Below are 13451 nucleotides of genomic sequence, written 5' to 3'. Positions count from 1 at the left end.
GGCGGGGTGCCCACCACCGTCGAGGAACGCTGGCGGCAGTTCTTCCGCTGGGGACCGTACGGACTGCTCGGCGTCGCCACCGCGATCGCCGTCGGGTCGGCGGACCTCTTCATGGACCGTACGGAACGGATCACGACCGCCGTACTGGTCGTGGCCGCGCTCCTGCTCCAGGTGCGGTGGAACGTCCGGTGCGCCCGGATCGTCGCGGCCACCGGCTGGGGCGACGACGTCCCGGGAGCCGCGCTGGTCCTCGTGCCGGGGGCCCCCGGGCCCGCCTCCGCCGCCCACTTCGCCGTCCGCACGGTCATCGCCGCCGTCCTGACCTGGATCAACCCGTTCTTCGCGGTCTACGCCTGCGTCGGCTACTTCGACGCGGTCCAGCTGCTGCCCCGCCGGCTCGCCCGCGCCGGGATCCTCGTCACCGCCGTCACCATGGCCGGATCCCAGTCCGGCGGGCTGCCGCCCACCTCCCTCGTCCAGTGGCTCGCCTTCGGCGGCCTCCTCGCCCTCAACGGCGTCCTCTCCCTCGGCTTCACGCACCTCGCCGAGAAGGACGCCGAGAAGGCCGCCGAACGGGCCGCGACCATCGCCGAACTCGGCCGCGCCAACGCCCGCCTGGAACAGGCCCTCGCCGAGAACTCCGCCCTCCAGGCCCAGCTCCTCCTCCAGGCCCGCGAGGCCGGGGTCGCCGACGAGCGGCGCCGGCTCGCCGCCGAGATCCACGACACCATCGCCCAGGGCCTCACCGGCATCGTCACGCAGCTCCAGGCGGCCTCCGCCGAGCCCGGCGGCGAGCGCGCCGAGGCGCACCTGCGGCGGGCGGCCGACCTCGCCCGGCACAGCCTCGGCGAGGCCCGCCGCTCCGTGCGGAACCTCGGCCCGGCCGCCCTGGAGCACGACGACCTCCCCGAGGCCCTCCGCAAGACGGTCGACGCGTGGGCCGAACGCACCGGCGTCGACACCCGGTTCACCGTGACCGGCACCGAGGCACCGCTGCACGACGAGGTCGCCGCGACGCTGCTGCGCATCGCGCAGGAGGCCCTGTCCAACGCCGCCCGCCACTCGGGGGCCGCCCGGGCCGGCGTCACCCTCTCCTACATGGGCGACGAGATCACCCTGGACGTACGGGACGACGGCCGCGGCTTCGATCCGCGGGCCCGCCGCGAACGTCCGGGCGACGGCGGCGGGTTCGGGCTCGACGGCATGCGGGCCCGTGCCGAGCGGCTCGCCGGGACCGTCGCCGTGGAGACCGCGCCCGGGGAGGGTACGGCGATCTCCGCTCGCGTACCGTTGGGCGCGCCATGAACGACATCACGCTCCTCATCGTCGACGACCACCCCGTCGTACGGGACGGCCTGCGCGGCATGTTCGCCGCCGAAGGCTCCGGCTTCCGCGTCCTCGGCGAGGCCCCCGACGGCGTCCGGGGCGTCGCCCTCGCCCTGGAACTCGACCCCGACGTCGTCCTCATGGACCTGCGCATGCCCGGCGGCGGCGGGGTGGACGCGATCGCCGAGCTCGCCCGGCGCGGCGCCCGCGCCCGGGTCCTCGTCCTCACCACGTACGACACGGACACCGACACCCTCCCGGCGATCGAGGCCGGCGCCACCGGCTACCTCCTGAAGGACGCGCCCCGCGAGGAGCTGTTCGCGGCGGTGCGGGCGGCGGCCGAGGGGCGCACGGTCCTCTCCCCGGCGGTCGCGTCCCGCCTCGTCACGGCGGTCCGGACGCCGGCGGCGGCCGGCACCGCGCTGTCCGCCCGGGAGGGCGAGATCCTCGCCCTCGTCGCGAAGGGCACGGCGAACCGGGCGATCGCGGCGGAGCTGTTCATCAGCGAGGCGACGGTGAAGACGCACCTCACCCACATCTACGCGAAGCTCGCGGTCAACGACCGGGCGGCGGCGGTCGCCAAGGCCTACGACCGAGGAATCCTGGGCAACCCCTGACGGGCCCCCGGGGGCGCGGCCCCCGCCCCCGCGTGCCCGCACCCACGCGGGGCTGCGCCCCACCCCGTGTGCCCGCGCCGCCCTGTGCGGGCCTTCGCCCCGCGCCCGCGCGCTCACGCCCCCGTGTGCCCGCGCCCGCTTCGGGCGGTGCCCGTCGCCCACCCCCGTGTGGGCAATCGTCCCGCTGGGGCGGGACGGGTGGGCACACGGGACGGCGCCCTCTCGCGGCGCCTCCGCTCCTTGTGCCTGGACCCGCACCGCCCAGTGACCGTGCACGGGGGTGCGGGTTCAGGCACGGGAGCCTCTGGCGCCGGCAAGGGCGCCGTTCCGTTGTGCCCACCCGTTCCGCCCCTTGCGGAACGCCTGCCCACAACGGGCGGAACGCGGCCCACAACGGGCGGGGCGCGGCCCACAACGGGCGGGGCGCGGCCAACAGCGGGCCCCGACGGAAGGTGCCGTCCAGCTACGTCGTCACGCGGAGCAGTACCACCGACCTCGCCCCCACCGTGATCGTCCCTCCCCCCGCGTGCGGTGTTCCGGGGGCCTCCGACTGGTCCTCCCTCGACGTGTCCACGATGAGTTCGTACGTCGCCGCCCACGGCGGTCCCGGGAGGCGGAACTCCAGCGGGCGGGAGCCCGCGTGCAGGACCGCGAGGAAGCTGTCGTCGGTGATCTGCTCGCCCCGCTCGTCCCGGCCCGGGATGTCCCGGCCCGACAGGTAGAGCCCGAGCGTGGCCGTCGGCGCGTACCAGTCCCGCTCCGTCATCTCGGCGCCCTCGGCGGTGAACCAGGCCAGGTCCCGCAGCCCGTCCGCGCCCTGCGGCCGGCCGGAGAAGAAGGCCCGGCGGCGCAGCACCGGGTGGCGGTGGCGCAGCGCCAGGAGCCGCCGGGTCAACGCGAGGAGGCCGCCCCGGCCGGGGTCGTCCGGCAGCGACCAGTCGAGCCAGCCGAGCTCGTTGTCCTGGCAGTACGCGTTGTTGTTGCCGCCCTGCGTGCGGCCCGTCTCGTCGCCGGCGACGAGCATCGGGACCCCGGTGGACAGCAGCAGGGTGGTGAGGAGGTTGCGCTGCTGCCGCAGCCGCAGGGAGTTGATCGCGGGGTCGTCGGTCTCGCCCTCCGTCCCGCAGTTCCAGGAGCGGTTGTCGTGGGTGCCGTCCCGGTTGCCCTCGCCGTTGGCCTCGTTGTGCTTGCGCTCGTACGTCACCAGGTCGCGGAGCGTGAAGCCGTCGTGGGCGGTGACGAAGTTGACGGAGGCGTACGGGCGGCGCCCGCCCCAGGCGTACAGGTCGCTGGAGCCGGACAGCCGGTAGCCGAGGTCCCGCACGTCGGGCAGCGCCCCGCGCCAGAAGTCCCGCACGGCGTCCCGGTAGCGGTCGTTCCACTCGGTCCACAGCGGCGGGAAGGCGCCGACCTGGTAGCCGCCGTTGCCCACGTCCCAGGGCTCCGCGATGAGCTTCACCCGGCGCAGGACCGGGTCCTGGGCGATGACCGCCAGGAAGGGGGAGAGCATGTCGACGTCGTGCATCGAGCGGGCGAGCGCCGCCGCCAGGTCGAAGCGGAAGCCGTCCACGCCCATCTCGGTCACCCAGTACCGCAGGGAGTCGGTGATGAGGCGGAGGACCTGCGGCTGCACCACGTGCAGGGTGTTGCCGCAGCCGGTGTAGTCGGCGTAGCGGCGGGCGTCGGACTGGAGGCGGTAGTAGCCGCGGTTGTCGATGCCCTTCAGGGAGAGGGTGGGGCCCAGCTCGCCCGCCTCCGCCGTGTGGTTGTAGACGACGTCGAGGATGACCTCGATCCCGGCCGCGTGCAGCGCCCGCACCATCCGCTTGAACTCGCCGACCTGCTGCCCGGCCGTCCCCGAGGAGGAGTAGCCGGCGTGCGGGGCGAAGTAGCCGACGGAGTTGTAGCCCCAGTAGTTGCGCAGCCCGCGCCGCAGCAGGTGGTCCTCGTGCGCGAACTGGTGGACGGGGAGCAGCTCGACCGCGGTCACGCCGAGCCGGACCAGGTGGTCGACCGAGGCGGGGTGGGCGAGCCCCGCGTAGGTGCCCCGCAGGTGTTCGGGGATGCCCGGGTGCAGCCGGGTGAAGCCCTTGACGTGCACCTCGTAGATGACGGAGTCCTGCCAGGGCGTCTTGGGCCTGCGGTCGTCGGACCAGTCGTCGTCGTCGTGGACGACGACGCCCTTGGGGACGAACGGCGCCGAGTCCCGGTCGTCGCGGACGGTGTCGGCCACGTGCTGCTGTGGCCAGTCCCGGACGTGCCCGTACGCCTCCGGGGGCAGCTCCGCGAAGTCGCCGTCGACGGCGCGGGCGTACGGGTCGAGGAGCAGTTTCGCCGGATTCCACCGGGCGCCCGTCCACGGGTCCCAGCGGCCGTGCACCCGGTAGCCGTACCGCTGCCCCGGCCCCACGCCCGGCACGAAGCCGTGCCAGATCTCGTGCGTCAGTTCGGTCAGCGGCAGCCGGATCTCCGACCCGGAGCCGTCGAAGAGGCACAGCTCCACCGCCTCCGCCCCGCCCGCCCAGAGGGCGAAGTTGGTCCCCGTGACCCCGCCGGGGCCGACCCGGCACCGGGCCCCCAGCGGGGTCGGCGCCCCCGGCCACACCGGTGGCCCGGCCCGCTCCAGGGCATGCTCCGGTACCGCCTCCTGCTCGGCTGCGCTCGCCACCGTCCCGGCCTCCCGCGGCTCGTCGGGCCCGCACCCGGGGGAGCGGCGGCGTCCCGGCCGCCGCTCCCTCGCGTGGTTCTCCCCCCTGTTCTGCCCGTCGGGCCGTGCTCCCAACATGACCCGCACGCACGTTTCCCCTGGAGGGTGGCCGTCGTTGGGCCGGGCGTGAGACTTGTATGGAAGCGGGCGAGGCGCGCCCTCGTGGCGGCGGGACTGACGGCGGGGCTGGCTGCGGGGCTCGCGGGCTGCACCGGAGCGGACGGCGGAGGGGGCGTCGGCCTCGGTCTGCCGGGCGGGGCGAGGGCCCCGGGCGACGTCATCCGGGTGAGTCCGGAGGACGGCGGCCGGGCGGTGCCGGCGGAGGGTCCGGTCGAGGTGGCGCTGGACAGCGGGCGGCTCGAACGGGTCACCGTCGCCCAGGTCGAGGACGGCCGGCGGACCCAGGTCGCGGGGGAGATCTCGGCGGACGGGCTGCGCTGGCGGCCCCGGTCCGGCACGCGGCTCGCGCTGGCCGCCAAGTACAGCGTGGACGCGGTCGCGCTCGACGGGCACGGACGCCGCTCGGCCCGGCACACCACCTTCACGACGGTGGTCCCCGAGTCCCGCTTCATCGGCTACTTCAAGCCGGAGAACCGCTCCACGGTCGGCACCGGCATGATCGTCTCCTTCGGCTTCAACATGCCGATCGAGAACCGGGCGGCGGTCGAGCGCGCCGTCCGCGTCACCTCGGACCCGCCGGTGGAGGTCGTCGGCCACTGGTTCGGCAAGGAGCGGCTCGACTTCCGCCCCGCCGCGTACTGGCGCCCCGGCACGAAGGTCACCGTCGAGATCGGCCTGCGGGACGTCGAGGGGGCGCCCGGGGTGTACGGCATCCAGCGCAGGACCGTCGGTTTCACCGTCGGCCGCTCCCAGGTGTCCCTGGTCGACGCCGAGGCGCACACCATGGAGGTCCGCAGGGACGGCGAGCCGCTCGCCACCGTGCCGATCACCGCGGGCGCGCCGAAGACCACCACGTACAACGGGAAGATGGTCGTCACCGAGCTGTACGACGTGACGCGGATGGACGGCAGGACGGTCGGCTTCGGCGGCGAGTACGACATCAAGGACGTGCCGCACGCGATCCGCCTTACCGACTCGGGCACCTTCCTGCACGGCAACTACTGGGCGGACCCGTCGACCTTCGGCTCCGCGAACGTCAGCCACGGCTGCGTGGGCCTGCGGGACGAGAAGGGCGGCAGCGCGGACTCCCCGGCGGGCTGGTTCTTCGACCGGACGCTCATCGGCGACGTGGTGGAGGTGGTCCACTCCCACGACAAGGAGGTGGCCCCCGACAACGGTCTCGGCGGCTGGAACCTGGACTGGAACGGCTGGAAGGCGGGCTCCGCGCTGCGCTGAACCCCTCCGTGTGCCCCGCGAGCCCTCTACCACGCCGATCGGGACGGAACGGTGACATGCGCGAAGAACTTTCGTGTCCTGCCGTGTGATTGTCTAGCGCTGTGTGCGCGACCGGATGCGCACGGGGGTGGGGCCGTGGCACAGCCAGGCCGTGCGAGGGGAGACGAGCACAGTGAACGGGCAGCCGATATCGGGGGCATCGGTCAGGAGCGGGCGCGGGCGGCGCGGGGGCGTCGTGCTGAAGGCCCTGGCGGCGGGGGCGATGCTCGTCGTCCTGACCGCCTGCGGAGGCGGCGAGACCGCCACCGGCGGGGGCGCGGGGGGCCAGGGCCCGGCGACCAAGGGCGGCGGCGACCAGGGGAACGCGGCCTCCCAGGCGGTCGTGACGATCCTTCCGAAGGACGGCGCCGACTCGGTCGCCACCAGCGGGGCCCTCAAGGTCACCGCCGAGCAGGGCAAGCTGACCACGGTCACGGTCGCGGACTCCAAGGGCACCGAGATCGAGGGCCGGATCGCCGCGGACGGCGCCAGCTGGTCGCCGACCGCGCACCTGTCCGCGGCCACCCGGTACAAGGTCCACGCGATCGCGAAGGACACCGACGGGCGCGAGTCGGCGAAGGACACCACCTTCACCACCCTCGTCCCGAAGAACACCTTCATCGGCCAGTACACGCCCGAGGACGGGTCGACCGTGGGCGTCGGCATGCCGGTCTCCATCAACTTCACCCGGGGCATCACCGACCCCGAGGCCGTCGAGAAGGCCATCAAGGTGACGGCCGTCCCGGCCGTCGAGATCGAGGGCCACTGGTTCGGCAACGACCGGCTCGACTTCCGTCCCAAGGACTACTGGGCCTCCGGCACCAAGGTCACGGTCGCGCTGAACCTGGACGGCGTCGAGGGCCGCCCGGGCGTCTACGGCAAGCAGAAGAAGACGATCTCCTTCACCATCGGCCGCCGTCAGGTGTCCACCGTCGACGCGAGCGCCAAGACCATGAAGGTCGAGCGCGACGGCACGATCATCAAGACGCTGCCCATCACCGCGGGCGCGCCGTCCACGACCACGTACAACGGTCAGATGGTCATCAGCGAGAAGTACAAGGTGACCCGCATGAACGGCGCCACGGTCGGCTTCGGCGGCGAGTACGACATCAAGGACGTGCCGCACGCGATGCGCCTGTCGAACTCGGGCACCTTCGTCCACGGCAACTACTGGGCCCCCGCCTCCACCTTCGGTTCGTCGAACGTCAGCCACGGCTGCGTCGGCCTCCAGGACGCGCGGGGCGCGGGCGACGGCGCGATGCCGGCGGCCTGGTTCTTCGACAGCTCGATCATCGGCGACGTCGTGATCGTGAAGAACTCCAAGGACAAGCAGATCACGCCGGAGAACGGCCTCAACGGCTGGAACATGGACTGGTCGGAGTGGATCGCCTAGTCGTCCGCGACGAGGTGCGGGCCCGGTGCTGTGAGCAACAGCACCGGGCCCGCCGGCGTTAACGGACACTAACCTTTCCCCATGACTGTGAACCTCGAAGTCGCCGAAGGCGTCGGCACGATCCGCCTCGACCGCCCCCCGATGAACGCCCTGGACGTCGCCACCCAGGACCGGCTGCGCGAGCTGGCCCAGGAGGCGACCGACCGCGACGACGTGCGGGCCGTGGTCCTGTACGGCGGCGAGAAGGTGTTCGCGGCCGGCGCGGACATCAAGGAGATGCAGGTCATGGACCACGTGGCCATGGTCAAGCGCTCGCGCGCCCTCCAGGACTCCTTCACCGCCGTCGCCCGCATCCCCAAGCCGGTCGTCGCCGCGATCACCGGGTACGCCCTCGGCGGCGGCTGCGAGCTGGCGCTCTGCGCCGACTACCGGATCGCCGCCGACAACGCCAAGCTGGGCCAGCCGGAGATCCTCCTCGGCCTGATCCCCGGCGCGGGCGGCACCCAGCGGCTGTCCCGTCTCGTCGGCCCCTCCAAGGCCAAGGACCTGATCTTCACCGGCCGGATGGTGAAGGCCGACGAGGCACTCACGCTCGGCCTGGTCGACCGGGTCGTCCCGGCCGCCGAGGTGTACGAGCAGGCGCACGCCTGGGCCGCGAAGCTGGCGCAGGGCCCGGCCGTCGCCCTGCGGGCCGCGAAGGAGGCGATCGACCAGGGCCTGGAGGCCGACATCGACACGGGTCTCGCCATCGAGCGCACCTGGTTCGCCGGGCTGTTCGCCACCGAGGACCGCGAGCGCGGGATGCGCAGCTTCGTCGAGGAGGGCCCGGGGAAGGCGAAGTTCGCCTGATCCCAAGGGAAGGGGCGGCCCCCGTGTGCGAGAGCGACCGCCCGGCCCGGGAGGCGACGGCCCTCGCGCGGCAGGGTGACAGCCCTCGCCCGGGAGGGTGACGACCTCTCACGAGAAGGTGACGGACCCTCACGAAACGGGTGACGGTCCTTCACGGGGCGGGTGACGTTCCTTCACGGGTGGGGGCCGATTCCACCGGAACGGCCCCCGCGCCCGGCTCCGTGCGGCCATGATGGGGGCATGTCGGGCCTGGAGGGTAGGGAACAACCGCGGCAGCGCGCGAGCGCCGCCGCGCCGCGGTCGTCACCGGCCGCGGACGACGAACAGGCCTTCGACCAGGTGGAGTTGTACGGCAACCCGGCCGAGGAGGACGTCCGGCTGCCGTCCCGCCCCGAGTCCGCGTGGGTGGCCCGCAGGCTCACCCAGCACGTGGTGCTCCGGCAGTGGGGTCTCGGCCCGCAGATCGCCGAGCACGCGGTGCTCCTCGTCTCGGAGCTCGTCGGGAACGCCGTCCGGCACACCGGGGCCCGGGTCTTCGCCCTGCGTTTGCAGCGGCGGCGCGGCTGGATCCGGATCGAGGTGCGCGACCCCTCCCGGGGGCTGCCGTGTCTGATGCCGGTGCACGAGCTCGACGTCAGCGGCCGGGGCCTCTTCCTGGTCGACAAGCTCGCCGACCGCTGGGGCGTCGACCTGGCGCCGCGCGGCAAGACGACCTGGTTCGAGATGCGGGTCGCGGACCGCCCCTGATTCCCGTGGCCCCGGACGCACGGAAGCCCCCGTGCGCCATGGTGAGGCGCGTGGGGGCTTCCGTGTGATGCGCCGTGGACGGGGGGGTGTATCCACGGCCGCTCTGTCGACCTGGCCCGGGTCAATGGGGGTCGTGTCTCCGACTATGGCAGACAGGTGGCCTTGCCGCCAAAAGTCCCTAGTGGGGCAAGCTGGGATAAAAGCGGACAGTTCAACGGTGAATCGTTGGTGACGTGCAGCACCGACCTTGTAAACAGTGAATGGCTATGCGGTTCATCGTTTGTTTCCCGGGAGCGTCCGCATGCTGGACGCCCCGCACATACCTGCAAACGTCCTGAATTGGCCTAATCGTGATGAACCGGGCCATACCCCCCTTTCAATGGTCGCGTGAAGCCGACCGACCGCCGAGGAGCCCTCCGGGCGGGCGCGGCCGCCGCCCTCGCGGGAGCCCTCGCCACCGCCTGCGGCCCGGACCCCCGCCCCGCCCCCGACGCCGGGCACAGCACCGCAGCCGGCCGCAGCCCCGCCCCCGCGCCCGCCGCCGCCCCGGCTCCCCGGCACTTCCCCGGACAGCCGGACGAGATCGCGCACGGCCCGCGCGACCGGCCCCGGGTCGCCCTCACCTTCCACGGCCAGGGCGACCCCGCCCTCGCCACCCGACTCCTCACCGAGGCCGAGCGGGCCGGCGCCCGCGTCACCGTCCTCGCCGTCGGCAGCTGGCTCGACGCGCACCCCGCCCTGGCCCGCCGCGTCCTCGACGGCGGCCACGACCTCGGCAACCACACCCAGCGCCACATCGACATCAACGCGATGACCGAGACCGAGGCCCTCGCCGAGATCGAGGCCTGCGCCACCCGGCTGCGCCGGCTCACCGGCTCCGTCGGCACCTGGTTCCGGCCCTCGCGCACCCAGCACGCCGGCCCCTCCGTGCTGCGCGCCGCCCGGCGCGCCGGATACCCGCACGTCCTCTCGTACGACGTCGACTCCCTCGACTTCACCTCACCCGGCGCCGCGGCCGTCGTCCGCAACGTCACCGGGCCGGTCCGCGCCGGATCCGTGGTCAGCCTGCACTTCGGCTACCCGGACACCGCCACCGCGCTGCCCGTCCTCCTCGCCGAACTCGACCGCCGCGGCCTGAGCGCGGTCACCACCACGGAGCTGCTGAGCTGATGGCACACGTCACGAAGAGAACACGCATCCTCCTCGCCGCCGCCCTCCTCGCCGGTCTCGCCGGCTGCGGCACCCCGAACCACTCCGAGGGCGCCGCCCCCGTGAAGAAGGCCGCCGTGCCCGAACCGGCCGCGGCCCCCGCCGGGCTGCCGGGGATGCCGCCCCCGCTCGACCCCCACGACGTGTACGCCGCCGACCGGCCGAACCGGCTCTCCCCGGTGGTCAAGAACTTCCCCTCCCGGGTCTACGTCCCCAACACCAACTCCAACACCGTCTCCGTCATCGATCCCACGACCTACCAGGTCGTCGAGACCATCCCGGTCGGCGCCCAGCCGCAGCACGTCGTCCCCTCCTGGGACATGAAGACCCTCTGGGTGAACAACGACCGGGGCCACACGCTCACCCCCATCGACCCCGCCACCGGCGTCGCCGGGAAGCCCGTCGAGGTCCACGACCCGTACAACCTCTACTTCACGCCGAACGGCAAGTACGCCATCGTGATGGCCTCGCTCGACCGCGAGCTCGTCTTCCGCGACCCGCACACCATGGCGCGGAAGAAGTCCGTCCCGGTCAGCTGCTACGGCGTCAACCACGCGGACTTCTCCGCCGACGGGCGCTACTTCGTCGTCTCCTGCGAGTTCTCCGGCGAACTCCTCAAGGTCGACACCGAGAAGATGGAGGTGATCGGCCAGCAGAAGCTGCCCTTCGACGGCGCGATGCCGCAGGACGTCAAGATCTCGCCCGACGGCAAGACCTTCTACATCGCCGACATGATGGCGCACGGCATGTGGGTCCTGGACGGCGAGAAGTTCACCACCCCCACCCTGCTCCCCACCGGCAAGGGCTGCCACGGCCTCTACATCAGCCGGGACTCCCGCGAGATGTACGTCTCCAACCGGGGGGAGGGCACGGTCTCCGTCTTCGACTTCGGGCAGAACAAGCTCACCAAGAAGTGGAAGCTCCCGAACGGCGGCTCCCCCGACATGGGCGGCGTCTCCGCCGACGGGAAGGTCCTCTGGCTCTCCGGGCGCTACGACTCCGAGGTCTACGCCATCGACACCACGACCGGGAAGCAGCTCGCCCGCATCCCCGTCGGCAGCGGCCCCCACGGCCTCGCCGTCTACCCCCAGCCCGGCCGCTACTCCCTCGGCCACACCGGCATCTTCCGCTAGGGCGTGTCGTCACACTCCCGTCTGCCCCGCGGGCGACGACGGGAGTGGGACGACACGCCCTAGCGGGGTCCCGGCGCGAGCCGCCCACCGGCTCCCCGGACCCCGTCGTTCATGCCCCCCGCATCCGGCACCCGGGGGCCAGCTAATCTGACCCCCGTCAGAAAAGCACCGAGAAGGGGCGGACACAGTGGCGGACATCGACGACGCACGCAAGGCATTCAACAGCTTCGACACCGACGGGGACGGTTTCATCACCGCCGCGGAGTACAAGAGCCTCATGGCGAAGCACGGCGACTTCAACGTCACCGAGACCGTCGCCGAGGTGCTCATCAAGCAGCGCGACGACAACGGCGACGGGGTGCTGTCCTGGGACGAGTTCTGGGCGCACTACAGCAAGGCCTGAGCCGGCGCCTGACGCCAGGCCCCATCCACCGGGTCCCGGTGGGCGCAGCGACCCCGTGTCGCCGCCCGCCCGGGGCCCGGCGTCGTCTCCGGCGGGTGCCGGGCCCCGGGGCCCCTGCGCCCTGCTGGACGCCCACGAGACGGGCCGGAGCCTGGTGCCGGCCCCGGCGTGAGGACCGGCGCGCGGGGAACGGGAACGGCCGGCCCCGGGAACCCCGGGACCGGCCGTCCGGCCGAGTGAACGGTTCAGCACTCGATGATGTTCACCGCGAGACCGCCGCGCGCGGTCTCCTTGTACTTGACGCTCATGTCGGCGCCCGTCTCCTTCATGGTCTTGATGACCTTGTCCAGGGAGACCAGGTGGCTGCCGTCGCCGCGCATCGACATCTTCGCCGCCGTGACGGCCTTGACCGCCGCCATGCCGTTCCGCTCGATGCACGGGATCTGCACCAGGCCGCCGACCGGGTCGCAGGTCAGGCCCAGGTTGTGCTCCATGCCGATCTCGGCCGCGTTCTCCACCTGCTCCGGGGAGCCGCCGAGGACCTCGGCGAGCGCGCCCGCCGCCATCGAGCAGGCCGAGCCGACCTCGCCCTGGCAGCCGACCTCGGCGCCGGAGATCGAGGCGTTCTCCTTGAAGAGCATGCCGACCGCGCCGGCCGCCAGCATGAAGCGGACGATGCCGTCGTCGTCGGCGCCGGGCACGAAGTTCGTGTAGTAGTGCAGGACCGCGGGGATGATGCCCGCGGCGCCGTTCGTCGGGGCGGTGACCACCCGGCCGCCCGCCGCGTTCTCCTCGTTCACGGCCATGGCGTAGAGGGTGATCCACTCCATGGCGTGCATCTTCGGGTCGCCCTCGGAGCGCAGCTTGCGGGCCAGGTTCGCGGCGCGGCGGCGGACCTTCAGGCCGCCGGGCAGGATGCCCTCGCGGGACATGCCGCGCGAGACGCAGGACTGCATGACCCGCCAGATCTCCAGGAGGCCCTCGCGGATCTCGTCCTCGGTGCGCCAGGCCTTCTCGTTCTCCAGCATCAGCGCGGAGATCGACAGGCCGGTCTCCTTCGCGAGGCGGAGCAGCTCGTCGCCGGTGCGGAAGGGGTACTTCAGGACGGTGTCGTCGGGGACGATCGGGTTCTCGCCCGCGACCGCGTCCTCGTCGACGACGAAGCCGCCGCCGACCGAGTAGTACGTCTTCTCCAGGACCGGGCCGCCCTCCGCGTCGTACGCGAAGACTGTCATGCCGTTGGCGTGGTACGGGAGCGCCTTGCGCCGGTGCAGGATCAGGTCGGCGTCGAAGTCGAAGGGGATCTCGTGCGCCCCGAGCAGGTTGATCCGGCCGCTCGCCTTGATCCGCTCGAACTCGTCGTCGGCGGTCTCCACGTTCACCGTGCGCGGGGAGTTGCCCTCCAGGCCCAGCAGGACCGCCTTCGGGGTGCCGTGGCCGTGGCCGGTGGCGCCGAGCGAGCCGTACAGCTCCGCCCGTATCGCCGCCGTGTGGGCGAGCAGCCCCTCGTTCTTCAGCCGGCGGGCGAACATCCGGGCAGCCCTCATGGGGCCCACCGTGTGGGAGCTGGACGGACCGATGCCGATCGAGAACAGGTCGAAGACCGAGATGGCCACGGGAGGACTCCTTGTGGGGGCTGGACGCCTTTGTCTGCCGGGGTGGTGCAGAGGGG

Annotated in this window: 11 protein-coding genes; 9 read left to right on the top strand and 2 right to left on the bottom strand. The window is 72.8% G+C overall.

Annotated features, from left to right (window positions below; genetic code table 11):
* The first annotated feature begins 6 nt into the window (after positions 1 to 6).
* Both ACFYXU_RS01235 and ACFYXU_RS01230 read left to right on the top strand, forming a co-directional pair.
* On the top strand, positions 7 to 1305 hold the full coding sequence (locus ACFYXU_RS01235) for a sensor histidine kinase (protein ID WP_389408088.1): 1299 nt from the start codon (positions 7 to 9) through the stop codon (positions 1303 to 1305).
* Complete coding sequence (locus ACFYXU_RS01230) at positions 1302 to 1943, top strand: response regulator (RefSeq protein ID WP_389456155.1); 642 nt, start codon at positions 1302 to 1304, stop codon at positions 1941 to 1943. The genes ACFYXU_RS01235 and ACFYXU_RS01230 overlap by 4 nt, the downstream gene beginning before the upstream one ends.
* 463 nt (positions 1944 to 2406) lie before the next feature.
* Here the strand turns inward: ACFYXU_RS01230 and glgX are convergent, their stop codons facing one another.
* A complete protein-coding gene (gene glgX, locus ACFYXU_RS01225) occupies positions 2407 to 4611 on the bottom strand; it encodes a glycogen debranching protein GlgX (protein ID WP_376515352.1) in 2205 nt (734 codons plus the stop codon).
* Between the two features lie 165 nt (positions 4612 to 4776).
* On the opposite strand from glgX, the gene ACFYXU_RS01220 reads away from it, so the two are divergent.
* From ACFYXU_RS01220 to ACFYXU_RS01190, 7 genes are all read left to right on the top strand, one after another.
* Positions 4777 to 6006: an Ig-like domain-containing protein gene (locus ACFYXU_RS01220; RefSeq protein ID WP_376515350.1), complete on the top strand. Its 1230-nt coding sequence runs from the start codon at positions 4777 to 4779 to the stop codon at positions 6004 to 6006.
* 172 nt (positions 6007 to 6178) lie between these two features.
* On the top strand, positions 6179 to 7438 hold the full coding sequence (locus tag ACFYXU_RS01215) for an Ig-like domain-containing protein (protein ID WP_389456153.1): 1260 nt from the start codon (positions 6179 to 6181) through the stop codon (positions 7436 to 7438).
* 81 nt (positions 7439 to 7519) lie between these two features.
* Positions 7520 to 8287 carry an enoyl-CoA hydratase/isomerase family protein gene (locus ACFYXU_RS01210; protein WP_376515348.1) on the top strand — a complete coding sequence of 256 codons (768 nt, stop codon included), beginning with the start codon at positions 7520 to 7522 and terminating at the stop codon, positions 8285 to 8287.
* Positions 8288 to 8527: 240 nt separating this feature from the next.
* Positions 8528 to 9034, top strand: coding sequence for an ATP-binding protein (locus tag ACFYXU_RS01205; RefSeq protein WP_389456150.1), 507 nt, complete (start codon positions 8528 to 8530; stop codon positions 9032 to 9034).
* 387 nt (positions 9035 to 9421) lie between these two features.
* On the top strand, positions 9422 to 10204 hold the full coding sequence (locus ACFYXU_RS01200; protein ID WP_376515344.1) for a polysaccharide deacetylase family protein: 783 nt from the start codon (positions 9422 to 9424) through the stop codon (positions 10202 to 10204).
* A complete protein-coding gene (locus ACFYXU_RS01195) occupies positions 10204 to 11376 on the top strand; it encodes a YncE family protein (protein ID WP_376515341.1) in 1173 nt (390 codons plus the stop codon). Before ACFYXU_RS01200 ends, ACFYXU_RS01195 begins: the two co-directional genes overlap by 1 nt.
* A gap of 187 nt (positions 11377 to 11563) precedes the next feature.
* A complete protein-coding gene (locus tag ACFYXU_RS01190) occupies positions 11564 to 11779 on the top strand; it encodes an EF-hand domain-containing protein (protein ID WP_361402221.1) in 216 nt (71 codons plus the stop codon).
* A gap of 245 nt (positions 11780 to 12024) precedes the next feature.
* Here ACFYXU_RS01190 and ACFYXU_RS01185 read toward each other — a convergent pair whose 3' ends face one another.
* Entirely contained in the window at positions 12025 to 13395 is a 1371-nt protein-coding gene (locus ACFYXU_RS01185) for an L-serine ammonia-lyase (RefSeq protein WP_329850414.1), read from the bottom strand.
* Between the last annotated feature and the right edge of the window lie 56 nt (positions 13396 to 13451).

It is taken from the genome of Streptomyces sp. NPDC002232 (assembly GCF_042890295.1).
In the GTDB taxonomy this organism is placed as follows: Bacteria; Actinomycetota; Actinomycetes; order Streptomycetales; family Streptomycetaceae; genus Streptomyces.
This window is presented reverse-complemented; position numbering and strand designations above follow the sequence as displayed.